General features: G+C 45.3%; 21 protein-coding genes. 12 read left to right on the top strand and 9 right to left on the bottom strand.

The features are described from left to right. Positions 1-37 precede the first annotated feature (37 nt). Positions 38-4,390 carry a hypothetical protein gene (locus DW896_RS04765; protein WP_119992925.1) on the top strand — a complete coding sequence of 1,451 codons (4,353 nt, stop codon included), beginning with the start codon at positions 38-40 and terminating at the stop codon, positions 4,388-4,390. On the opposite strand, the gene DW896_RS04760 is transcribed toward DW896_RS04765, so the two are convergent. From DW896_RS04760 to DW896_RS04750, 3 genes are all read right to left on the bottom strand, one after another. Beyond that, positions 4,368-5,054: a hypothetical protein gene (locus DW896_RS04760; RefSeq protein WP_119992923.1), complete on the bottom strand. Its 687-nt coding sequence runs from the start codon at positions 5,052-5,054 to the stop codon at positions 4,368-4,370. The two genes, DW896_RS04765 and DW896_RS04760, sit on opposite strands and share 23 nt — an antisense overlap. 343 nt (positions 5,055-5,397) lie before the next feature. Beyond that, the gene (locus DW896_RS04755; RefSeq protein ID WP_119992921.1) at positions 5,398-6,204 is read right to left on the bottom strand and encodes a M48 family metallopeptidase; all 807 of its coding nucleotides are present in this window, start codon (positions 6,202-6,204) and stop codon (positions 5,398-5,400) included. Positions 6,205-6,303: 99 nt separating this feature from the next. Then, positions 6,304-7,491, bottom strand: a complete 1,188-nt coding sequence (locus tag DW896_RS04750) for an aminotransferase class I/II-fold pyridoxal phosphate-dependent enzyme (RefSeq protein ID WP_022402410.1) — start codon at positions 7,489-7,491, stop codon at positions 6,304-6,306. A 207-nt stretch (positions 7,492-7,698) separates the two neighbouring features. Here DW896_RS04750 and DW896_RS04740 point away from each other — a divergent pair, with 207 nt between their 5' ends. From DW896_RS04740 to DW896_RS04730, 3 genes are all read left to right on the top strand, one after another. Continuing rightward, entirely contained in the window at positions 7,699-8,742 is a 1,044-nt protein-coding gene (locus DW896_RS04740; protein WP_005827827.1) for a diacylglycerol kinase family protein, read from the top strand. 131 nt (positions 8,743-8,873) lie between these two features. Further along, positions 8,874-10,631: an aspartate--tRNA ligase gene (aspS, locus tag DW896_RS04735; RefSeq protein ID WP_005837170.1), complete on the top strand. Its 1,758-nt coding sequence runs from the start codon at positions 8,874-8,876 to the stop codon at positions 10,629-10,631. A 21-nt stretch (positions 10,632-10,652) separates the two neighbouring features. Beyond that, positions 10,653-11,033 carry a GtrA family protein gene (locus DW896_RS04730; protein WP_005827823.1) on the top strand — a complete coding sequence of 127 codons (381 nt, stop codon included), beginning with the start codon at positions 10,653-10,655 and terminating at the stop codon, positions 11,031-11,033. Positions 11,034-11,059: 26 nt separating this feature from the next. Here DW896_RS04730 and DW896_RS04725 read toward each other — a convergent pair whose 3' ends face one another. The 3 genes from DW896_RS04725 to DW896_RS04715 all read right to left on the bottom strand — a co-directional run bounded on the left by DW896_RS04725 (position 11,060) and on the right by DW896_RS04715 (position 13,778). Further along, the gene (locus tag DW896_RS04725) at positions 11,060-11,947 is read right to left on the bottom strand and encodes a carbon-nitrogen hydrolase (protein WP_005827821.1); all 888 of its coding nucleotides are present in this window, start codon (positions 11,945-11,947) and stop codon (positions 11,060-11,062) included. A 40-nt stretch (positions 11,948-11,987) separates the two neighbouring features. Continuing rightward, a complete protein-coding gene (locus tag DW896_RS04720) occupies positions 11,988-13,103 on the bottom strand; it encodes an agmatine deiminase family protein (protein WP_005837171.1) in 1,116 nt (371 codons plus the stop codon). A gap of 138 nt (positions 13,104-13,241) precedes the next feature. Next, a complete protein-coding gene (locus DW896_RS04715) occupies positions 13,242-13,778 on the bottom strand; it encodes a ferredoxin domain-containing protein (protein ID WP_022402408.1) in 537 nt (178 codons plus the stop codon). Positions 13,779-13,870: 92 nt separating this feature from the next. On the opposite strand from DW896_RS04715, the gene DW896_RS04710 reads away from it, so the two are divergent. Beyond that, on the top strand, positions 13,871-14,494 hold the full coding sequence (locus DW896_RS04710) for an ATP-binding cassette domain-containing protein (RefSeq protein WP_022402407.1): 624 nt from the start codon (positions 13,871-13,873) through the stop codon (positions 14,492-14,494). 11 nt (positions 14,495-14,505) lie between these two features. Next, positions 14,506-15,315: an ABC transporter permease gene (locus tag DW896_RS04705; protein WP_005827813.1), complete on the top strand. Its 810-nt coding sequence runs from the start codon at positions 14,506-14,508 to the stop codon at positions 15,313-15,315. Between the two features lie 2 nt (positions 15,316-15,317). Here the strand turns inward: DW896_RS04705 and DW896_RS04700 are convergent, their stop codons facing one another. The 3 genes from DW896_RS04700 to DW896_RS21655 are packed head-to-tail and all read right to left on the bottom strand — an operon-like array spanning position 15,318 to position 16,528. Next, on the bottom strand, positions 15,318-15,728 hold the full coding sequence (locus DW896_RS04700) for a DUF4891 domain-containing protein (RefSeq protein ID WP_005837172.1): 411 nt from the start codon (positions 15,726-15,728) through the stop codon (positions 15,318-15,320). A gap of 24 nt (positions 15,729-15,752) precedes the next feature. Continuing rightward, on the bottom strand, positions 15,753-16,199 hold the full coding sequence (locus DW896_RS21660) for a hypothetical protein (protein ID WP_243634820.1): 447 nt from the start codon (positions 16,197-16,199) through the stop codon (positions 15,753-15,755). Further along, complete coding sequence (locus DW896_RS21655; protein WP_243634819.1) at positions 16,178-16,528, bottom strand: DUF4377 domain-containing protein; 351 nt, start codon at positions 16,526-16,528, stop codon at positions 16,178-16,180. The genes DW896_RS21660 and DW896_RS21655 overlap by 22 nt, the downstream gene beginning before the upstream one ends. A 188-nt stretch (positions 16,529-16,716) precedes the next feature. On the opposite strand from DW896_RS21655, the gene DW896_RS04690 reads away from it, so the two are divergent. From DW896_RS04690 to DW896_RS04665, 6 genes are all read left to right on the top strand, one after another. Further along, on the top strand, positions 16,717-17,811 hold the full coding sequence (locus DW896_RS04690; RefSeq protein WP_005827806.1) for a Nif3-like dinuclear metal center hexameric protein: 1,095 nt from the start codon (positions 16,717-16,719) through the stop codon (positions 17,809-17,811). Between the two features lie 5 nt (positions 17,812-17,816). Further along, complete coding sequence (locus tag DW896_RS04685; protein WP_005827804.1) at positions 17,817-18,656, top strand: zinc ribbon domain-containing protein; 840 nt, start codon at positions 17,817-17,819, stop codon at positions 18,654-18,656. Between the two features lie 145 nt (positions 18,657-18,801). Beyond that, complete coding sequence (locus DW896_RS04680; protein ID WP_005837174.1) at positions 18,802-19,956, top strand: PCMD domain-containing protein; 1,155 nt, start codon at positions 18,802-18,804, stop codon at positions 19,954-19,956. Between the two features lie 25 nt (positions 19,957-19,981). Next, positions 19,982-20,764, top strand: a complete 783-nt coding sequence (locus DW896_RS04675; RefSeq protein WP_119992929.1) for a porin family protein — start codon at positions 19,982-19,984, stop codon at positions 20,762-20,764. Between the two features lie 93 nt (positions 20,765-20,857). After that, positions 20,858-22,291 carry an efflux transporter outer membrane subunit gene (locus DW896_RS04670; protein WP_009038382.1) on the top strand — a complete coding sequence of 478 codons (1,434 nt, stop codon included), beginning with the start codon at positions 20,858-20,860 and terminating at the stop codon, positions 22,289-22,291. Positions 22,292-22,316: 25 nt separating this feature from the next. Further along, positions 22,317-23,420, top strand: coding sequence for an efflux RND transporter periplasmic adaptor subunit (locus DW896_RS04665; protein WP_119992919.1), 1,104 nt, complete (start codon positions 22,317-22,319; stop codon positions 23,418-23,420). Positions 23,421-23,429: the final 9 nt, after the last annotated feature.

Below are 23,429 nucleotides of genomic sequence, written 5' to 3'. Positions count from 1 at the left end.
TAAACAACAACACATAGGAAGTAACCAACACTATATTATGAAAACATACCATGTATTTATAGCCTCTTCGCTGAGTTTTCAGAAAGAAAGGGATTTAATGGAAAAAGTCCTGACGGAAAGAAACAACAGCGAACTCAATATTGTAGTGCACCGGCACGAAAAAAATGGAGACAACGATTTAGCTAAAGGCGATACGCAGGAAATCATAAATTCAGAGATAAGGCAATGTGACGTCATCATCTTCTTCGCCGGAAACTGGATACGCTCCAAGACCATCGGAGAGTTTAATGTTGCCATCGAAAATGCATCCAACAAACATATCTATTTCTATCAGAATCCGACATTGGAATACACCCAGGAAGACTGGACAAACACTACTTTATGGAAAGACTTCTATGCGGAATACATGCAAAAGCACCTGGACGACGATACCGTTATCGAGCGGTATGAGAAGCAGTGCAATACGCTGGAGCAGCTAAGGGACGCGTTGGTCAAGGATCGTGAAAGTTTTCTCAATAATCCCTTTTGCGCAATCTCTTGCCATAAGATGGAGTATGATAAAATTATTCCCAACAGCCAAGCCAACCGTCGCAGAGGCAACCTGGACTACTATTTTATCCGTCCGGAAGTAGACAACAAACTTAAAGAGGAGTTTGACAGCACAAACAAGACAATCATCGTCACCGGTCAATCCACTTCGGGAAAGACTATTGCCGTTTGCCGAATGCTGAAAAAGCTCCCTCAGGAATATTATGTGGTCATTTTGAATGCCGATACGACCAAAGAACAGTTAGAACGGCTTTCTGTATCCCAATTCCAGCATGGCAAAAAGATTCTTCTACTGGACGATTTGCAGCTGTTGTTTTGGAAAGAAGAGAATGAAAAGCCGATACCCATTGACAGAGAATTACTTCGCAAGTTATCGGAAATCCTTCACATCGGCAATCCGGACTTCAAGGTTATTGCCACTACAAGCTATAGCTTCAAGGAAGTGAAATCCATGCTTACTTTCAATGAAATGGTTCCTCCGGCCATAGTCGAAGTGGGCATCAAACCTTTATCCTTCAAAAAAATAAATGAATATGCCCGCGAGCTTAGGACATACGGCTATCTTAAACTCCGACCCGAAGCCGGCATGACTATCGGTTCCTTGTTTTTCGACATAGACAGAATCAAGACCAGATATAACAACCAGTTCCAGAACAGCAATTTAAGCAACCTGCAGAAATCCATGCTTCGACAACTCTGCCACGCCATAAAATGTTTGTGGATGTGGAAAAAGAGAAGCCGCAATAAAATAGACCTATTGCTCGATTTCCTCAAATTCACCTATGAGAACAGTTACGAAAAGGCCGACAGAAGCACCATCTGTGAATTGGCAGGCAAAGTAGATGATTTGATTTATTATCAGGACATTGAAAAGGACACATTTGAAGTTGAAGACATCATAGTAACCCAGGTTTTCCAGTACTATAGCAGTGAACCGTCCGATGACCTACTGGCAACTGAAAAGAAAGCCATAAAGGGCATATTCCGCTATATCTACTACAAAGACAGACCGAACTTTTTCAAAAATACAACCAAGATCCTGCATCGGGTGAAAAACTGTTCGGTAAATGCCCCCGAACTCCAACAGTATATCATCAATGATGTTGTAAGCCGCATTTATAAAAACGAACAAACGCTATATACAAGTAAGGAACTGGGAACAAACCCGGAAGGCGTTTCCATTGATTGGGTGGACGCCTATATTGGCAATATAGCCAATTTTGCTCCTACCAATGCAGAGGCCATCCATATTTGGAAATTAACAAAAAAATATAATAGGAGAGAGCTGAATGTGCTGCGGTGGCTTTTGCCCAGACTGCAGACACAACAAGATAAGGACATTGTACACAAGGATTTGCTCAATGAACAAGGGCAAATGCAAGACAAGTATATAGAAAACTCGTATATTGAATTTCAGACAGAATTGGTACGGTTCCTCGACATGGACGAAGCCAAAGAAATATACCTCAACGCTTCCTTTATATACGAAGCTTCCCCAAGTGCCGATGATGACGACATAGATGATTTCTTCTCCGATTCTGCAGAGAGCGCCCATGGGCAGGAAAGCAACAATGAGACTTATCTGACAGAACTGAAAGAGAAAAGAATACGTAATTTCGCCAGGCAGCTTATGCATAAAGCACAGACTCTGGCTGACATACACGACATCAAGAACTTCTTGCAGAAGAATGATAAAGGGGTAGTTCCCCACGACGATGCAGTCTTTTTCTTCAACTTTATTGCTCCCTACACCTGGCTGGAAGTTTTCAAAAGATTCAGCCAGCCGGAAGAGCTGGTTGCATTCTTCAACGAACTGACAGAACTGTCTGTCGACAAAAAAGAGGATACCAGTATGTTCCTGAACAAGACCGAAGTGTTGAATGGAGCACTCGAAAACATACCGTCCTCTTATGCCTATGATTTATGGAACCGTATGGGGAATAACTGTGATGGCTACTCATTGAACTTTATGCTCCAAAAGGCTAAAAATTTTGAGCAAGCCAAAGGAATCTTCAACACTTTTATGGAAAGGTTGGAGCAGCAAGAAGAAGAAAACAAGACCAAACTGAAAGTGGGTGAAATCTACCTGAACGACTTATTGGATACGACCTCCACTTATAGAGGGATTAAGGAATGCGAGGAACTGTTCCATAAATACCATTTACTGGAAGCAGACCAGTCTTTACTGGATTACCCGAGCCAGCACACACAAGGTATCCTATACCAACGCATGACCCTAAAGGAAATCAAGGCACATATGAAGAGACATCGTCCCCAAAACGGCGATGAATCTCGAAATATAAGAACAATCGTACAATTCATTCTGAAAATATCAAATTATGAAGAGGCGTATCAGGCACTGTTCGGAGAAACTCCCGATTGTATTACTCCGGAAGAACAACAGATTTTGAATCATTCGCCCTACGTTGTCTCCGAAATGTTCAATAAGGTAAAGACTCCGGAAGAAGGAGGAGTCGCAAGGGATTTCTTCGAGAACCGGCTGGACAAGTCACTGCTCAATCATCCTGATGCCAATATCTTGAATATCATTATCAATAACCGATTCATATATCCCTATTATGAACAAAAAGTGGACATGATAAAGCGGATGTCCGAAAAATACACCGTACAACAGAACAGTTATACACATAAACATTTACTCTATCACCTGACCAACCACACCCAAGGTTCACTTCCTCCGGAAGAAATACAACTGATTATAAATGAGGAAATAATGAAAAGCCTGGATGCGCCAAAGGATATATTGAAGCAAATGCTTATCCAGCGATACTATGCCGGAAGAGCACAAGACAACGTTCCGCAGCCTTTTCCCATTTATACATCGGAAGGGTGGAAAATTAAAGAAAGCACTATTCTGGAATATGTGTATTGTCTGCTGGACGTGGGCGTATATGATGGAGGAATTATCTTCTGTTGCATGAAGGCATTGCTCCGTCAGAATGATAAGGAAAACGCCCAACGGCTGCAAGAGCAAGCAATCAGTAAAAAGGTTTTTATCAATTACGATTCATATTGTATGTTGAAAAAGGTAGGAGCCGTCATTCCTAAACCCTACCTATTTGTCGAACATTATCCAATTATGAAGGACATATGCTATCAAATGCGGGAACGCGGCATGACCTTCGAAGAAGCCGAAAGCCGTATAAAAGAGATGGAAGATGATTTACATATTTCCATTGCACGCACACAAATCTACTGGAACAATGTCATCAGCCGCATGGCCAACAACAGAACAAACAAAAAACTGGTGCTTCAGAATACTCTGAAATTCATTGATGAACACCATGTGCCGATGAGTCCGGAAATATATTACTCCCTTTTACACACAATCACTTCCATTGAAGACTATACAAAAGTCAAAGGTTTATATAAAGGCGAATTGAATATAGGACATATCTTCGTACTTCTAAAGAAGATTCCAGAATTTGCCAAATATAGAATTGCCGAATGGGCATTTGTCGCCTGCTTGCGTCAGGAGTTTGATGAATGGTATGACATTCTATGTTCCATCAGTGAGAAAGAACAGGAGAAAAGAATTAAAATCATGTTACAGTCCGAGCGCTACAAGCAACTGCAAGTCATCACCCCCAAAGGGTATCTTAACCAGACTTTCTTGTTCTGGTGGACTATCCGCTACGCCGTCTCAGAGACTGAAGAGCAACGGAAGGCAGAATTGGATACCCTTGTCACAATGATACCCAAACCCTTTGTACCTCAGTATCCGAAAATGATAGAGAAGTTCTTTATACCTTATCCGCAAGACTTGCTTGAAATCATTCGAGAATATATAGGCCGGATTATTTCATCCGAGCCGCAATAGCCAGCAATACCCCGAGCACCACACCCAATATCGCTGCAAACAGCACCCGCATTTCTCCCGGCAGGAGGAATGTGATGGTGTGTGCCGGATACCAGAAGAAAGAAATTGTTTTCTTGAAGACAAAATTCCATTGTGCATCCCAATTCAGATGCGTAATGATGCGGGTCATCGGGATAGGAGTGAGGAGGCTGCGAGGCGAACCGCCACAATCCAGGATATGCGTATCCGTAATCTTATGGAATGTCATGAATACCGGAGCGAAAATGGTATTCATAGCAACTGAAATGGCGAGGGCTATCCATAATTTGTCCAGGCAGAATTCTCCGTTTATAATGGCGGCGGCATTTGCCATTCCCATATATTCCATGAATTGCGGCACACCTTTGGAGAAGATTATCATGGCCGCATTGATACCCATTCCCAGCAGTCCCCACACTATGGCACGCGGCAGTACGCCAAATCCTTTTCGGTTATAGACTCCGGCACTGATACGAAGTCCCAGCATCTCACCCAGTGTAGCAAGAATTCCAAATTTAATGAAACTCATCACCATGCCATGTGCAGCGTTGAAAGACTTATACCAATCGTAGATGGATTCACTCACAAAGAATGGCAGGAATATTATCACCAGAACAAAAATAAAGAGGAAGTCTTGTTTTTTCATACAAAAGTCATGTTTTTCATAAATAATGTGGCAAACATACTAAAATTATTCTAATTTAAAAGCAAATAAGTAAATAAAAGAAGTTTTACCAAACAGAACAAAGTGTTTCCCTTAACCGAACAGTGTGTTTCATTAAAGAGAACACTTCGTTTCCCTTAAAAGAACAGTTTGTTTCCTATAAGAAAACACTTTGTTTTCTATAGCTAAAACAAAGTGTTCAGCACTGTGAACTAACGAACTATCCCATTAGCTTCCTCAGAAGCCCATATCATAGTCTCGGCACAAAAAAAGTGGGATTCAGAGAAACCTCTGATCCCACTTCATCATAGTAAGCAACGGATAGTTATTTCTTATCCTTCATATATTCATCCGCTTTCTCCTTGGCACGTGCCACGCGCTTGGCTGTATCCGGATGAGAAGAGAACATCTTCTGGAACTTGGATTCCTTCGGTGCCTCCGCTGAAAGTTCAAGCAATTTGTTCAAAGCATTGTACATGGCATACGGATCGAGATTATTCTTGATGCAGAATTCAAAGCCGTAATCATCCGCTTCCGTCTCCTGCTTCTGGGAGTATTGAGCACCTGCCAATGCCTCGGCCATGGCACCCAGTTCAGAATCACTCAATTTGGATACCGTAGAACTTGCCGCACCGGCAGCATTCTTCACAGCCGAACGAAGGTAAGCATTCTTCATCGCATCTTTGGAATCCGTATGGGTGACGTGACCTATCTCGTGGCCGACAACTGCCATCACTTCATCATCCGTCATGATGTCCATCAGTCCGGCACAGATGCGTACACTACCATCACCGCACGCAAAGGCATTCACATCTATTACTTCATAAACACCGAAGTTCACCTTCAAGCCGTCCACTTCCTTGATATTTCCGGTCAGCTTCTCCAGACGCTTGCCGTAATCCGTATCGGGCTTTGTCAGCGGATTGTGCGTATCCATCCATTCCATATATTCCTTGCTCATCGCTGCAATGTCAGCATCGGACAATGAAATGGCCTTGACGGCATCTGTACCGGCTTGGACAACTTTGGTCACATTGATTTTCTTTCCACCGATTTTGAACTGCGCATAGGCAGTGGTGGTACAACTCATTCCGCATACTACAGCAGCAATGATGAAGAAGTTCTTTTTCATATACTTTACGATTTAATCTTAACCCTATTCCGTTTCGTATTAAACAAAAAGCCGCCTAATCATTATTAAACGGCTTTCCTAATATCTGTTTGAATCAGTTTACTTGATAATATCCAGTGCCTTGAAGCATTTGGTCAACTTCTCTACAGCGTAATCCACTTGTTCTACGGTGTGGGTAGCCATCAACGCTACGCGCACCAGCGTATCTTGTGGGGCACACGCGGGCGGAATAACCGGGTTGATGAAGATACCTTCGTCAAAAGCCAGCTTCGTTACTATAAATGTCTTCTCTGTATCACGCACATAGAGAGGAATGATAGGAGATTCTGTCTCACCGATTTCGAAGCCTGCATCGCGGAACTTCTTCAAAGCATAGTTAGTGATGTCCCACAGACGTTGGATGCGTTCAGGTTCGGACTTGATGATGTGAAGCGCCTCGCGAGCTGCAGCCGTAGCAGCAGGTGTGCTACTTGCCTGGAATATATAGGAACGGGCATTGTGGCGCAGCCAATTGATTACCGCCTTGTCTCCAGCCACAAAACCGCCGATAGAAGCCAACGACTTGCTGAATGTACCCATAATCAGGTCTACATCTTCGGTAACACCGAAATGATCGCAAACGCCACGGCCTTGTTTTCCGAATACTCCCAAGCCGTGAGCTTCGTCCACATAAATGCTGGCATTGTATTTCTTCTTCAGGCGGACAATCTCAGGCAGATTGGCCAAGTCACCTTCCATGGAAAATACTCCATCCACAACAATCAGCTTTACAGCATCCGGTTCGCATTTCTGGAGTTCTTTTTCCAAAGCCTCCATATCGTTATGCTTGTACTTCAACTGAGTGGCAAATGCAAGACGGCGGCCATCTACAATGGAAGCGTGGTCACGGTCATCACAAATAATATAATCCCCACGGCCTACAACGGCAGGAATAATACCTTCGTTTACAGTAAATCCGGTAGAAAAACAGAGTGCTTCATCTTTTCCTACGAATTCAGCCAATTCCTTCTCCAGTTCAACATGTATATCGAGTGTTCCGTTCAGAAAGCGGGAACCTGCACAACCGGTGCCATATTTTTCTGTGGCAGCTATCGAGGCATCAATGATACGCTTGTCATATGTCAGTCCCATATATGCATTAGAGCCGAACATCAGAACCTTTTTACCATCCATCATTACCTCTGTATCCTGATGGCTGTTAATTGTGCGGAAATAAGGATATACGCCTTTTGCCATAAACTGCTGCGGCAGGTCGTATTTCGCAAATTTGTCTTGTAGTAAACCCATGAAATATCTTTTATATAATGAATATTTAATTCTATTAAATACAAGTCTTAAAAAACAGGGGGCAAAGATAGCAAAATATGTCGGTATATGTTCTATTTACATTAAAAAAACTACTTATACTTATTTTAAAAAGAATTATGTGGTTAATTTTTCAGATATTTATATTACTTTTGCCAGTTGGAAAACCTGCATAGCAACAACCCTTGCATGAACGAAAACAAGAAGAAAATAGCATTCATCATAAACCCCATATCCGGCACTCAGAGTAAGGAGCAGATACTGAAGTGGCTCGATGAAAAACTGGATAAGGAAAGGTATGCACAAGAAGTGATTTATACCGAACGGGCAGGCCATGCCGTAGAGATAGCGGCACAGAAGGCACAAGAAGATGCACATGCCGTCATCGCCATAGGAGGAGACGGCACCATCAATGAGATAGCCCGCTCACTGGTACATACAAAAACCGCTTTGGGCATCATTCCCTGCGGTTCCGGCAACGGACTTGCCCGCCATCTGCAGATTCCGATGGAGCCGAAAAAGGCCATCGACATCATCAATGACGGACTGATAGACATCATTGACTACGGAAAAATCAACGATGTGCCTTTCTTCTGCACCTGCGGCGTGGGATTCGACGCATTTGTAAGCCTGCAATTCTCCAAGGCGGGAAGGAGAGGACCACTCACTTATCTGGAAAAGACTCTGCTCGAAAGCCTGAAGTACCGTCCGGAAACCTATGAACTGGAAATGGACGGCAGCACCCTGCGATACAAGGCGTTCCTGATAGCCTGCGGAAACGCATCGCAATATGGAAACAATGCGTATATTGCCCCACAAGCCACCTTGAACGACGGACTGCTGGACGTCACCATACTCGAGCCGTTCACTGTGCTCGATGTACCGTCGCTCTCTTTCCAGCTCTTCAACAAGACCATTGACCAGAACAGCCGGATTAAGACGTTCCGTTGCCAGACACTCCGTATTCACCGTTCTAAACCGGGGGTAGTCCACTTTGACGGCGACCCGATGATGATGGGAGAGAATGTAGATGTAAAGATTATGAAGAAAGGACTGCAGGTCATTGTTCCCCGGGATGCGGAAAAAGACACTTCGAATGTCTTGCAGCGGGCACAAGACTATATCAACGGACTGAAACAAATTAATGATGCTTTTGTGGAAGACATCGCCCATAAAAACAAGATGATACTGGATAAAGGCAAAAGGCAATTCAAGAAACTGACAAAAATGTAATGTTGTAAAAAAGGTACTAAAGGAGTTTCTGAAAATAACTTTCCCCTTTTGATGCGCCATATAATATGTTTTATGTATTTTTGCATGTTCAAAATAGTAAATAAGTAAATCGTCAAACAGTAAATAAAAAGATGTATAGATCACACACCTGCGGAGAACTCCGTATCTCCGATGTTAACAAGCAAGTGACGCTGGCAGGTTGGGTACAGCGCAGCCGTAAGATGGGAGGCATGACTTTCATTGACCTCCGCGACCGTTACGGAATTACCCAATTAGTGTTCAACGAAGAGGTGAATGCCGAACTTTGCGAGCGTGCCAACCGCTTGGGCCGTGAATTCGTAATCCAGGTTAAGGGTACCGTCAACGAACGTTTCAGCAAAAACCAGCATATCCCGACGGGAGACATTGAAATCATCGTATCGGAACTGGATGTTCTGAACTCATCGCTGACCCCTCCCTTCACCATCGAGGAAAATACGGACGGTGGCGACGATATCCGCATGAAGTACCGTTATCTAGACCTGCGCCGTGCCAATGTACGCAGCAATCTGGAGCTTCGCCATAAAATGACAATTGAAGTACGCAAATACCTGGACAGCCAGGGATTCATCGAAGTGGAAACTCCGATTCTGGTAGGCTCCACACCCGAAGGTGCACGCGATTTCGTCGTTCCTTCACGCATGAACCCGGGACAATTCTATGCCTTGCCTCAAAGCCCGCAGACACTGAAACAGTTGTTGATGGTTTCCGGTTTCGACCGTTACTTCCAGATAGCCAAATGCTTCCGTGACGAAGACCTGCGTGCCGACCGCCAGCCGGAATTCACACAGATTGACTGCGAAATGTCTTTTGTGGAGCAGGATGACGTCATCAACCTCTTCGAAGGCATGGCCAAATATCTGTTCAAGGAAATCCGTGGCGTAGAGATGAACGAGCCGTTCATGCGCATGCCATGGGCAGACGCCATGAAATATTACGGCAGCGACAAGCCCGACCTCCGTTTCGGCATGAAGTTCGTGGAACTGATGGACATCATGAAGGGACACGGATTCCCGGTATTCGACAATGCCGCCTACATCGGCGGTATCTGCGCAGAAGGCGCCGCACACTATACACGCAAACAGCTGGATGCACTGACCGAATTCGTGAAAAGACCGCAAATCGGTGCCAAAGGTATGGTATACGCGCGCGTAGAGGCAGACGGCAACGTAAAATCAAGTGTCGACAAGTTCTATGCGCAGGAAGTATTGCAGGAAATGAAGGCTGCTTTCAACGCCAAGCCGGGTGACCTGATTCTGATTCTGAGCGGTGACGACGCCATGAAGACCCGCAAGCAACTGAACGAGTTGCGCCTTGAAATGGGTAACCAACTGGGATTGCGCGACAAGAACAAGTTCGTCTGCCTTTGGGTGGTTGACTTCCCGATGTTTGAGTGGAGCGATGAAGAAGGCCGCCTGATGGCTATGCACCACCCGTTCACCCATCCGAAAGACGAAGATATTCCTTTGCTGGATACAGACCCGGCAGCTGTCCGTGCAGATGCATACGACATGGTGTGCAACGGTATTGAAGTGGGTGGAGGTTCCATCCGTATCCACGATGCACAGTTGCAGGCAAAAATGTTCGAGATTCTCGGATTCACTCCGGAGAAGGCTCAGGAGCAGTTCGGCTTCCTGATGAATGCCTTCAAATACGGTGCACCTCCTCACGGTGGTCTGGCATACGGTCTGGACCGTTGGGTCAGCATCTTCGCAGGTCTCGACAGTATCCGCGACTGCATTGCATTCCCCAAGAACAACAGTGGACGCGATGTAATGCTGGATGCACCTTCGGCTATTGACCAGAAGCAGCTGGATGAACTGAATCTGATTGTTGAAGTGAAAGAGTAAAAGCAGGTACGGAGTAGGAGAGTGAAAGAGTCTGCACGCATTTTTCGTTTTGCGGTAATCGGCACGCTGAATGCCTTGATTATGGCTGTTACCGTTTGGGTAATGATGGACGAACTGGACATCAACTATATGCTCTCCAATGTAACCGCATATATACTTGCACAGATACACAACTTCATCTGGTGCAAGTATTGGATATTCCCTACAGAAAAAAAGAGCAACACTTGGCGACAAGTGCTGCTCTTTTCTATAGCTTTCGGAATGGCTTACGGAGCGCAATTCCTTTTCCTCATAGGGCTGGTGGAGGGACTGGACTGCAACGAATACCTTGCCCAGTTCCTGGGATTATTCATCTACGGAAGTGTCAATTTCCTGATGAACAAACGGGTGACATTCCGTTAGTTCTCCCCCAGAGATCCCCGTCGTTATCAGTCAAGAAATCGTTTTGTCAATCCGGCATAGGCATCAATTCTGCGGTCGCGCAGGAAAGGCCACCAACGGCGTACATTTTCCGAACGTTCCAAGTCCACCTCTACAACGATATTTTCCGGCCGTTCGTTTCCTGCTTGGGCCAGGAACTCGCCTTGCGGTCCGGCCACAAAACTATTTCCCCAAAACAAGATACCATTGGTCTGCATGGAAGGATCCGGCTCATGTCCCACACGGTTCACTGAAACAACCGGCAAGCCGTTGGCCACAGCATGTCCACGCTGGGAGATAATCCAAGCATTGAGCTGACGCGCCTTTTCATCATCCGTATCACTGCTTTCCCAACCGATAGCCGTAGGATATATCAGTATTTCAGCTCCCTTCAGCGCCATCAGACGTGCCGCTTCCGGATACCATTGGTCCCAGCACACCAAAACTCCCAATTTGCCCAAAGATGTCTGAATAGGTTCGAAGCCTATATCACCGGGAGTAAAATAGAATTTCTCATAATAGGCGGGGTCATCAGGAATATGCATCTTCCGGTATTTCCCGGCAATGCTGCCGTCACGTTCAAAAACAACCGCTGTGTTATGATACAATCCGGGAGCGCGTTTCTCGAACAGAGAAGTGACCAGCACAATATCGTTGGCAGCAGCCAACTCTGAATAGAATCCCGTAGAAGGACCGGGAATCGGTTCTGCCAAGTCGAACAACTGCGTGTTTTCCGTCTGACAGAAATACAGAGAGTTATGCAGCTCCTGCAAAACAACCAATTGAGCCCCATGCGCCGCACATGCCTCTATACTTTTGGCCAAATTCATTAAATTAGTCCTGAGGTCCTTGGTATTGGCCTGCTGGATAATACCTACTTTTATTTTTCTTGTCATCTTATTCTATGGTTTATTGTTTTACTATGTATAATCGACATTACTTCAACACCCCTACGGGATATTGCATGGTAACACAATGCAAAGAGCCGTGTTGCTTAATCAAAGCACGGCAATCTATCCCGATAATTTCATAACCGGGAAAAGCCTCCCGCAACACTTCCCCCGCGCGGGCATCATTCTCCGGCTGGCGATAGGTGGGGTAAAGCACTGCATCATTCAGAATCAAGAAATTAGCGTAAGTGGCAGGAAGCCGTTCCCCTTCCTCTTCTATCTTATCGGCCATGGGCAAAGCCAGCAAACGGTAAGGTTCCCCCTTCAACGTACGGAAAGTCTTCAGTTGCTCCTCCATGCGATGCAGTTCTTCGTAATGCTCATCATCCGCATCCTTGCATTGTACATAGGCTATCGTGTCGGCAGGGCAGAAACGGGCCAGCGTGTCTATATGACTGTCCGTATCGTCACCTGCCAAATAACCGTGGTCCAGCCAAAGAACACGTTGCAGGTGAAAAACGGAACGAAGATATTCCTCAATTTCCACCCGGTTCATCTGTCCGTTCCGGTTAGGCGAAAGCAGGCATTCGGAGGTGGTGAGCAACGTACCCATGCCGTCACTTTCGATGGAACCGCCTTCAAGGACAAACCCCAAGCGATTTACATACTTTCCTTTCATCACTTCCGACTCCACCGCACGACGCGTAATCAAATTATCCTTATCGGATGCAAACTTCAATCCCCACCCGTTGAACTTAAAGTCGAGCAGAGATACACCGTCAGCATCCAGTAGGGTGATGGCTCCATGGTCGCGTGCCCAAGTATCATTCGTCTCACACTTCAGGAAACGGACATTTTCCATATTCACCCTGCCGAGAATCTGTTTCTTCACCTCATCCGGTTCTGGGGTTACAATCAGCAATGTCTCCCGGGCGGCTATTTCGTGGGCAATGGCTACAAAACATTCCTGCACTTCGTCCAACATATAGGTCCAGTCTGTACCCGCATGGGGCCATGTAAGCTGTATGCCGCTTTGCAAAGCCCATTCGGCAGGCAAGTGGGGAGCACGTGTCTCTACCTGAAAAGTCATATTCTTGCCAAAACGCACCTGACAGTCCTTCTCTGCGGCACCACCCAGCGGCAGTCCTACAAAATATCCCATATTATTTATCTTTTCTAATTCGTTACTTTTTAAGTTAGCAGAGAGAGGGAGAATAAACCTTAGGTTTAGAATTGCCAAACCTCTACTTCAGACTTCTAAACCTCTACTCTATGATTGTAAACCTCTACTCGTCAATTATCACTTATCTTCCTTCGGTTTCCGGTCGAAGAACGGATTCTTGGAGGATGCACTCACCGGAATGGCAAAGACTGTCTTGCATTCTTTCAGCCAATCCAAACGCTGGGCGGCAAGTCCGGCAGAAAACATCACACGGGTATCCACCCTCAAATCGGCAGCCATGGCACAAGCCGAACCTACAGCTATCCCTACATCCACCGTATTCAAGGCACAAGGTACTCCCTCCGGACGACCGGCACAAGTGGGAAAACCGCAGTGTCCGCAATTCAAACCTTGCGTCTGCTCGCGCGTACCTATTATAATTACACATTCAGCCTGCAAAATGTTGTCCGCATCACGGAGAAAGAACTTCATACCGTGCTCTTCAACCATAGCGACCATCTTTTCAGACAGCTTCTTAATGTCTTCACCCGTAACCAGCGCAGCTTCAATCACATCAATACCTTTTCCTTTCGGTGCCGTGCGCGCAGCAGTCAGCATTTGCCTTGCCACGTCAAGCACATGTTCGTGGCGGCAATCCCGTTCATTCTGTATCATAGTCTTTCTTTCCTGAATTAATTAGTGCGTCAAAGATAGCACAAATATTTTTTTGCACTATCTTTGCGATACAGAAAGATTAAAGGAACACCATGCTGCAAATAGAAAATGCCAGTATCGCCTACGGCAACGATATACTTTTCTCGGGTTTCAACCTGCAATTGGAAAGGGGAGAGATAGCCAGTATCTCCGGCCCTTCGGGATGCGGAAAGTCGTCACTGCTGAATGCCATACTTGGATTTACTCCGTTAAAAGAAGGACGCATCGTCTTGAACGGCATTCTGCTGGATAAAGGAAACGTCGACGTTGTCCGTAAGCAGACTGCATGGATTCCACAAGAACTGGCATTGCCGCTGGAATGGGTAAAGGACATGGTACAATTGCCCTTCGGTTTAAAGGCAAACCGGAGTACACCCTTTTCTGAAACCCGTTTATTTGCATGTTTCGAGGATTTGGGTCTGGAACAAGAGTTATATTACAAACGGGTGAACGAAATATCCGGAGGCCAACGCCAACGGATGATGATAGCCGTAGCCTCAATGATTGGCAAACCACTGACCATTGTCGATGAACCGACTTCCGCTCTCGACTCCGGTTCCGCGGAAAAAGTACTCTCTTTCTTCCGCAGGCAGACAGAAAATGGAAGTGCCATACTGACCGTATCCCATGACAAAAGATTCGCCAACGGATGTGACCGACATATAATCATGAAATAACATACACACTATTGGGAACCATAGATATATCATACCTCAGCCTGGGCATCGGATTATTGCTATTATTAATACCGCTGTTTTACATCTGGAAGTTCAAGACCGGACTGTTGCGCGCTACTGTGATAGGTACGGCACGCATGATTGTCCAGTTGTTCTTCATCGGCATATACTTGAACTACCTCTTTTTATGGGATAACCCGTGGATAAACTTTCTATGGGTAATTGTCATGATATTTGTAGCATCGCAGACGGCATTGGCACGAACACAATTGAAGAGGAAGATTCTGCTCCTGCCCATATCCGCAGGTTTCTTATGCAGTGTAGTATGTGTAGGCTTGTACTTTATCGGAATAGTACTGAGAGTGGAAAACGTATTCAGCGCCCGGTATTTCATCCCTATTTTCGGCATACTGATGGGCAACATGCTATCCAGTAACGTCATAGCCCTCAACACCTATTATAGTGGACTGAAACGGGAACAACAGCTTTACCGGTATCTTCTCGGCAATGGTGCTACAAAAGCGGAAGCACAGGCACCTTTCATCCGCCAAGCCATCATCAAATCCTTCAGTCCGCTGATTGCCAATATATCCGTGATGGGGCTGGTTGCTTTTCCGGGAACCATGATTGGCCAGATATTGGGTGGCAGCAGCCCGAATGTGGCCATCAAATATCAGATGATGATTATGGTCATCACCTTTACCGCCTCCATGCTGTCACTGATGATTACAATCTCTCTGGCTTCCCGCAAGTCGTTCGATGCCTACGGCAAGCTACTGCCGGTGATGGTAGAGAAGAAGGGAAAAAAGGAGCATAAATAACTTCAACGGTGATGGGCATCCAGTTTTCCGGGGAGATAGCGTAGCTGCACATATTGTACGCCCGGTTTCACAAAGCCGCTGTCCAACATCACTTTCTTTACACGGAATACTTCAAGCCTATACTGCAGGTAACTTTTGATGCGTTGACTTTGCGGCTTGGTATATGCCAACAGATTAACTTTTCCCAGCGAATCAATCTCTACCCTTGCCTTGACGGTGCGTAGAGAAAGAGGACCGTCTTTTTTCTTAGCCTGATAATCTTTATCCTTGTCTACCCAAAAGATAGCCGTAGCCTTGGGAGTAGTATCTACCGGCTCCTCCATATCCTCAGATACATCTTTACCGGAACGGTTCGTATCCTGACAAGACAATAACGATAAAAGGAAAAGAAACAAAACAAGTAATGTTTTCATAATAAAGGAGATTAATGTGTCCAACTAATCAAACGTACCCGATGAAGCATATATTATCGGATATATAAAATGTTCTTCACCTTCCGTTTGCGGTTGTTCAAACAATTGTTTGTAGATAGGTTCCGGCTCTGTTTCAGAGAAAAAATCTGCATCAGCAGGATAAATACCATAATACCACCAGGGAGTTCCTTCCATATTATAAGGCTCAATACCCTCGATTACAAACTTATATAATCCAACTGTATCACCATCTTTTATAATGCTTGTATAGGTTCCATAATTGGTCCCCATATTATATCTCAATCCTTTTAAAGGAGCATATTCTTCTTCAGTAAACTCGCCTGCTACATATTTTTTTCTTTTGCATGCAAAAGGAATCTCATATTTTCCTCCATCAGGAGAAAGAATAAAAGGATTGGGTCCATCAACCTCTATTGTATATTCATATTCTACTCCGACTTTTGATAACACCTCGACCAGTTCGTATGCAATATTACTGGCATCGGCGGGAGGGTTGAGCAAAGTTGTTTTTTCACCAATAAGGTGTATTCATACCCCTTGCTATAATCAAACCCGGCAATTCCTAAAAAGTCCAACGCTTCATATTCATTTTTACCTTCCTCCTTTACCAACATACAATCAATGAAATGATCACTTCCCCAAGGCTGGTAAGTGCCAATCTCGGAAGAGACCTTCATTTTAATGTTTTCTACATTGTCTTGTGGAGTATCACTGTTACAAGAGGTCACACCAATTATAATCAAGAGCGATAAAATTCCGAATAGTTTTTTAGTTTTCATAGATTTAGTTTTATAATAATCGCTCGCAAAGATAGTCTTTTTCGTGATAAAACATTTTTCGATAAGAGTTTTTGTTGGAAGAAAACCGTCTATTACTCAAATTTGTTACTGATATTTTATAAAAAGAATAAAAAACATTCTCAATCCATTGCTTTTTACTATATTTGCAACCAAATTTTCTGTTCACAATGAAAATTAAGGAATTAGTAAGCGCCCTTGAACGGTTCGCGCCTCTGCCATTGCAAGACGGATTTGATAATGCCGGCCTGCAAATCGGATTGACAGATGCGGAAGCAACAGGGGCTTTGTTGTGTCTTGACGTTACTGAAGCTGTACTGGATGAAGCCATTGCATTGGGATATAATGTGGTTATATCACATCACCCTCTCATTTTCAAAGGGTATAAATCCATCACGGGCAGGGATTATGTGGAACGTTGTATCTTGAAAGCCATCAAGAATGACATCGTTGTTTATGCTGCGCACACTAACCTGGATAATGCACCGGGAGGAGTGAACTTCAAGATTGCCGAGAAAATCGGTTTGAAGAATGTCCGTATCCTGGAAGCCAAGGAAAATGCGCTGGTAAAGCTGACCACATTTGTACCGACCGCCCAAGCGGAAGACGTGAGGAAAGCCTTGTTCGACGCTGGATGCGGCAATATCGGCAACTATGATTTGTGCAGTTATAACATGGAAGGCGAGGGGACATTCCGAGCCCGGGAAGGTGCCACCCCATACTGTGGAGCGATAGGGGAGCTGCATACCGAACGTGAAGTACGTATTGAGACAATCATACCCGCCTACAAAAAAGCGGCAACTGTCAAGGCACTGCTTGCGGCACATCCATATGAAGAACCGGTCTATGATATTTATCCCTTGCAAAACTCATGGCCACAAGCCGGAGCCGGTGTCATTGGCGAATTGGAAGTACCGGAGACAGAACTTGAATTCCTGAAACGGATAAAGAAAACCTTCGAAGTAGGGTGTCTCAGACATAACAAACTCCTCGGGCGGGAAATACAGACTGTTGCATTATGTGGCGGCGCCGGCGCTTTCCTAATGCCGCTTGCCATCCGCAACCGTGCAGATGTCTTTATCACCGGCGAGATAAAATACCATGACTATTTCGGACATGATACCGATATATTATTGGCTGAAATAGGGCATTATGAAAGTGAGCAATATACGAAAGAAATATTTTATACAATAATCCGGGATTTGTTTCCTCATTTTGAGGTCCAAATGACCAAAGTGAATACAAACCCCATAAAATACATGTAAGTAAAATGGCTAAAGAAGCAAAAAAAGATCCTCAGGAATTAACCGTAGAACAGAAGTTGAAAGCTTTGTTCCAATTGCAGACAATGCTGTCCAAAATCGATGAAATCAAGACGTTGAGAGGTGAACTTCCACTGGAAGTACAGGACTTGGAAGACGAAATAGCCGGTCTGAGTACCCGTATAGACAGAATCAAGGCAGAAGTTGCCGAGTTGAAATCCTCCATTGCAGGAAAGAAAGTTGAAATTGAAACCGCAAAGGCTTCTGTAGCTAAATATAAAGACCAGCAGGACAACGTACGCAACAACCGCGAATATGACTTCTTAAGCAAGGAAATCGAATTCCAGACATTGGAAATCGAACTCTGCGAAAAGCGTATCAAGGAATTTGCCGCACAAGAGGAAGAAAAATCTCAGGAAGTAGCAGAAAGCACTGCTGCTCTGGAAGAAAGACAAAAAGACCTCGACGTAAAGAAGAGCGAACTGGACGAAATCATCTCCGAGACCAAGCAAGAGGAAGAGAAGCTGAGAGACAAAGCCAAAGAACTGGAAACAAAGATTGAACCCCGTCTGCTTCAGTCCTTCAAACGTATCCGTAAGAATTCACGCAATGGACTGGGTATTGTATACGTACAGCGTGATGCTTGCGGTGGTTGCTTCAACAAGATTCCGCCCCAGAGACAATTGGACATCCGCTCACGCAAGAAAATTATCGTTTGCGAATATTGTGGCCGTATCATGATTGACCCGGAATTAGCAGGTATAACTCCCGAACAGAAAGTAGAAGTTGTAAAGGAAAAGCCAGTAAGAGCCAAAAGAAAAATCGTACATATCGGCTCAGATAATTAAAAATAGAACATTTTCTATATATAAAACGGCAATAGTAAAGCACCTATTGCCGTTTTTTTGTTAAATAAGCTCATAAAAACCTGCTATTAGAGAAAAAAGAAGTAGTTTTGTTGCTTGAAAAATTAATAGAATTAAATTAAAAAGCATGAGACTAAACAAATTATTCATACTCTATTCACTTTTCGGAATATTGATGGCATCGTGCATAAAAGATGAAGCACCCAATGCTGAAGCTGATATAACAGGCATCTCTTTTGAAGAAGATGTACTGGCAAATTCATACATTGATCTGAACCCGTCGTACGACGAAAGCCAGAACGCCTACCCAATACGGATCAGTGTGAAAGAAGGTACGGACATGACAAGTCTGGCCCCCATATTTGAATTGACTCCGGGAGCTACCATCAGTCCTGCCAGTGGGAGTGTTCAGAACTTCACGACTCCAGTACGATATACAGTCACTTCGGAAGACAAGGCCTGGCATCGTGTCTACGCCATTACTGCCAGAGAACAAAAGGCAAGTAACATTCCGACCACATACCACTTTGAAAAGGTAAGAATCATGCAAAATGTATGGCAGGAATTCTACGAAGAGCAAGATTCCGGTAACGAATTGACATGGGCAAGTGGTAATAAGGGATTCAAATGGGCTATGAGTGAAGCCGCAACAGAAGATTATCCTACTACCCAAATAGACAATGGCAAAACTGGAAAATGTGTGAAATTGGAAACACGCCTCACTGGCGACTTAGGTAACATGGTAGGTATGCCCATCGCCGCCGGTAATCTGTTTATCGGCAGTTTCGACATGCTGAATGCTATTACCAATCCGCTTAGTGCTACGCGCTTCGGTACTCCTTTCTACAATAAACCTTTACGACTGACTGGATACTATAAGTATAAGGCCGGAGAACAATTTTATGAAAATGGCGAATATACCTCCCGAAAAGATATATTCAATATCTATGCAATATTTTATGATGGAGTAAAATATGACAGTGCAGGAAAGGGGACAGATGTAACACTGGATGGAAATCTGCCGAATCAAAACTACGAACACTCCAGCATGGTGGCTCTTGCTTTAGTTTCCAATCCGCAAGAAACAGAAGGAGACGAATGGAAATTCTTTGATATACCTTTCGACTACCAACGGTACGGAAAGAAGATTGACGAAGCCAGACTGGCTAAAGGAGAATATAAGATAGGCATCATATTTGCCTCAAGCAAGGATGGTGCCACTTTTGAGGGTGCTCCAGGAAGCACTTTACTTATAGACGAAGTGGAACTGATTTACGAATAAGAATCATATAGAATTGGAATACAACATGATAAAGAAAATATTAGCATTTATCGTACTGGTGGGATGTATGCAGACTGCCTTATACGCTCAAGAAAACCAGAACCGTACGCTTATAAACGCCGCTCTACACGGTTGGGAATATGAAATAAGGGCCGGTGTCAGTATCGGCGGCACTTCTCCGCTTCCATTACCCGTAGAAATACGAAGTATCGATGCCTATAATCCTACCTTAGCCTTTATGCTGGAAGGAAATGCCATCAAATGGTTGGGCAAAACAAAAAAATGGGGTGTAATAACCGGTGTAAGACTGGAAACCAAAAATATGATTACCAAAGCGACAGTAAAGAACTATGGCATGGAAATCATAGGAAATGACGGTAACCGTTTGAAAGGCAACTGGACTGGGGGAGTAAAAACTAAAGTACGCAATGCCTACATCACCGTCCCCGTGCTGGGTGCATATAAAATCAACTCACGATTGCGGACCAAAGCAGGTATATATGTCTCATATCTGATGGATGAGGAATTCTCCGGACATGTATATGAAGGCTATTTGCGTGAAGGAGACTCCACCGGAGAAAAGGTAAACTTCTCCGACGGTGCCATTGCCACTTACGACTTTTCGGATGACTTGCGCAAGTTTGCCTGGGGCGTGCAAGCTGGTGTAGACTGGCGTGCCTTCAAACATCTGAGTGTATTTGCCGACCTTACATGGGGATTGAATGATATTTTCAAGAAAGATTTCAATACAATTACCTTTGCCATGTATCCCATCTACTTGAATGTGGGTTTCGGGTATGCCTTCTAAGATACTCGGGTATACCGAGTAAATACTCATAAACAAATAAAGGTTTAGGTTGTTATCAATCCCATAAAAAGATAACCACCTAAACCTTTATTTATGAATATAAAAGTTTGGAGCACTGCGTTGCTCATATTATGCCTATGTCCTGCGGCTATGGCACAGAAAGCTAACCGCTATCTTGAGAAACCACTCCCACAAGGCTGGGGAAAGGACGCCTCCCATGCCATTCCCGGAGATGACAATCTGTTCAGCGGACAGATACCACCCATTGACGACAAGTGGTGGAAAGCCTTCGATGACCCGATGCTGGATTCATTGATTACGGTAGCCTCCACTCAAAACTATTCCGTACTTTCTGCCATGGCCCGTATGGATATGGCTAAATCCAACCTGCGGATAGAACGCGGCAGCTTTTTCCCTTCCATCTCATTGGACGGAGGATGGGCACGGCAGCAAAGCAGCGGCAATGTCAACGCACTTCCGCAATCCATTACCGGTGCATACAGCGCCTCGCTCAACGCCAGTTGGGAGCTGGACGTATTCGGAAGTATCCGCCAACGGGTAAAGGCACAGCGGGAAACCTTCATGGCAAGCAAGGAGGAATATACCTCTGTCATGGTATCCCTCTGTGCCCAGATAGCTTCTGCCTACATCGGACTCCGCGAACTGCAGCAAGAGCTAAGTGTAGTGACCCACAATTGCCATACCCAGGCAGCCGTACTTAACATTACCGAAGTACGCTACAAAACCGGACTGGTGTCCAAACTGGACGTTTCACAAGCCAAATCCGTATATTACAGTACCAAAGCCTCCATCCCACAACTGGAGGCAGGCATCAACCAATACATCACGACGCTCGCAATCTTACTCGGTACTTACCCCCAACATATCCGCCCCATATTGGAGAAGCCCGGCAAACTGCCCGACTATATGGAACCCATAGGCATCGGTGTTCCTGCCGACCTGCTGCTCCGCCGCCCCGATATACGGCAAGCCGAACGCCAAGTCAACGCGCAGGCGGCAACACTCGGCGCATCTCAAAGTGACTGGCTGCCGCAAGTGTTCCTAAAAGGTTCCATCGGCTATTCCTCCCATGACTTGAAGGACTTGACTAAACGGAACAGTATGACGTTTGAAATTGCTCCAAGCATCAGCTGGACCTTATTCAGCGGTACCAAACAGGTGAATGCCACCCGTCTGGCACGTGCCCAGCTCGATGAATCCATTCACCAGTTCAACCAGACAGTGCTTACCGCCGTGCAGGAAACGGATAATGCCATGAACTCCTATCGCAACTCCATCCAACAGATTGTTGCCATGCGCGAAGTATGCAACCAGGGAGAAGAAACTCTGAAACTCTCCCTCGATTTGTACAAACAAGGACTTACTCCCTTCCAGAACGTACTGGACGCACTACGCTCACTCCTGACATACGAAAATCAGCTGGTGCAGGCACAAGGCAGCTCCTTGCTGCATCTGATAGCCTTATACCAGGCATTGGGAGGTGGATATGAAATGAATCAGAAATAAGAATATAAACTAAACCGAACCGTATATGAAAAATCAAATGTACATCACCCTGCTCATCCTGCCATTGCTGGCAACGGGATGCGAGGGAAGGAAAGAAACGGCACAAACGATGCCCGTTCCCGAGATAAGCGTGACCCGTCCGACAGTGCAGAACATTACGCTGACGAAAGAATATCCGGGCTACCTGACTTCTGAAAAGACCGTAGACCTGGTAGGCAGAGTCAGCGGAACCTTACAGACCATCGCTTACGCTCCCGGCAGCCGGGTACGCCAGGGACAAGTACTTTTTGTCATCGAACCGACAGTCTATCAAGACAATGTGCGGCAGGCAGAAGCAGAACTCAACACTGCCCGCGCCAACCTGGAATACGCCCAAAACAACTACACACGTATGCAGGAAGCCGTGAAAAGCGATGCTGTAAGCCGTATACAAGTGCTACAAGCACAATCCAACGTGGCAACTTCGCAGGCTGCAGTGAGCAATGCGGAAGCAGCCCTGAACACAGCACGCACCAATCTGAGCTACTGCACCGTACGTGCTCCCTTCGACGGCATCGTAAGCCGTAACCTGGTGGATGCCGGAGGCTATGTAGGCGGCAGCGTGCAGCCCGTCACATTGGCAACCATCTACAAAGACGACCATTTGTACACCTACTTCAATGTGGCAGACAACCAATGGCTCTCCATGCTGATGCAGCAGGGAGACAGTATCCCCCGGCAAGTGAGTGTCAGCCTGGGTAAAGACGAACTCCTCACTTATCCCGCACAGCTGGACTATCTTTCGCCCAACGTAGACTTGAACACCGGAACTTTGAACATCCGCGCCCGTCTCGACAACCCTAAAGGACTGTTGAAAAGCGGCCTCTACGTCAGCATCACCTTGCCCTACGGAGAGCAACAGCAGGCCATCCTGCTGCCGGACGCCTCCATCGGTACCGACCAGTTGGGGAAATACATATACGTAGTCAACGATTCGAATATAGTGCGCTACCGCCATATAGAAACCGGACAACTGATAGGGGACAGCCTGCGCCAGATAAGGGCAGGCATCACTCCCCGGGAGCGCTACGTCACCAAAGCACTGATGAAGGTAAGGGATGGAATGAAAGTACATCCCATTGACAACTAATATGAATTG

The sequence above is a fragment of the Bacteroides sp. AM41-16 genome (assembly GCF_003603495.1).
GTDB classification, from domain to species: Bacteria; Bacteroidota; Bacteroidia; order Bacteroidales; family Bacteroidaceae; genus Bacteroides; species Bacteroides uniformis.
The sequence above is the reverse complement of the archived record's forward strand: the minus strand, read 5'-3'. Positions and strand labels throughout refer to the sequence as shown.

Excerpts from the sequence above, each read along its gene's own strand:
- DW896_RS04760 (WP_119992923.1), bottom strand. The coding sequence starts at position 5,054 with ATGAAAAAACAAGACTTCCTCTTTATTTTTGTTCTGGTGATAATATTC.
- DW896_RS04720 (WP_005837171.1), bottom strand. The coding sequence starts at position 13,103 with ATGGGATATTTTGTAGGACTGCCGCTGGGTGGTGCCGCAGAGAAGGAC.
- DW896_RS04670 (WP_009038382.1), top strand. The coding sequence starts at position 20,858 with ATGAATATAAAAGTTTGGAGCACTGCGTTGCTCATATTATGCCTATGT.
- DW896_RS21655 (WP_243634819.1), bottom strand. The coding sequence starts at position 16,528 with ATGAAAACTAAAAAACTATTCGGAATTTTATCGCTCTTGATTATAATT.
- DW896_RS04665 (WP_119992919.1), top strand. The coding sequence starts at position 22,317 with ATGAAAAATCAAATGTACATCACCCTGCTCATCCTGCCATTGCTGGCA.
- DW896_RS04680 (WP_005837174.1), top strand. The coding sequence starts at position 18,802 with ATGAGACTAAACAAATTATTCATACTCTATTCACTTTTCGGAATATTG.
- DW896_RS04755 (WP_119992921.1), bottom strand. The coding sequence starts at position 6,204 with ATGAAAAAGAACTTCTTCATCATTGCTGCTGTAGTATGCGGAATGAGT.
- DW896_RS04700 (WP_005837172.1), bottom strand. The coding sequence starts at position 15,728 with ATGAAAACATTACTTGTTTTGTTTCTTTTCCTTTTATCGTTATTGTCT.
- DW896_RS04710 (WP_022402407.1), top strand. The coding sequence starts at position 13,871 with ATGCTGCAAATAGAAAATGCCAGTATCGCCTACGGCAACGATATACTT.
- DW896_RS04715 (WP_022402408.1), bottom strand. The coding sequence starts at position 13,778 with ATGATACAGAATGAACGGGATTGCCGCCACGAACATGTGCTTGACGTG.
- DW896_RS04725 (WP_005827821.1), bottom strand. The coding sequence starts at position 11,947 with ATGACAAGAAAAATAAAAGTAGGTATTATCCAGCAGGCCAATACCAAG.
- DW896_RS04675 (WP_119992929.1), top strand. The coding sequence starts at position 19,982 with ATGATAAAGAAAATATTAGCATTTATCGTACTGGTGGGATGTATGCAG.
- DW896_RS04740 (WP_005827827.1), top strand. The coding sequence starts at position 7,699 with ATGAACGAAAACAAGAAGAAAATAGCATTCATCATAAACCCCATATCC.
- DW896_RS04750 (WP_022402410.1), bottom strand. The coding sequence starts at position 7,491 with ATGGGTTTACTACAAGACAAATTTGCGAAATACGACCTGCCGCAGCAG.
- DW896_RS04685 (WP_005827804.1), top strand. The coding sequence starts at position 17,817 with ATGGCTAAAGAAGCAAAAAAAGATCCTCAGGAATTAACCGTAGAACAG.
- aspS (WP_005837170.1), top strand. The coding sequence starts at position 8,874 with ATGTATAGATCACACACCTGCGGAGAACTCCGTATCTCCGATGTTAAC.
- DW896_RS04765 (WP_119992925.1), top strand. The coding sequence starts at position 38 with ATGAAAACATACCATGTATTTATAGCCTCTTCGCTGAGTTTTCAGAAA.
- DW896_RS04690 (WP_005827806.1), top strand. The coding sequence starts at position 16,717 with ATGAAAATTAAGGAATTAGTAAGCGCCCTTGAACGGTTCGCGCCTCTG.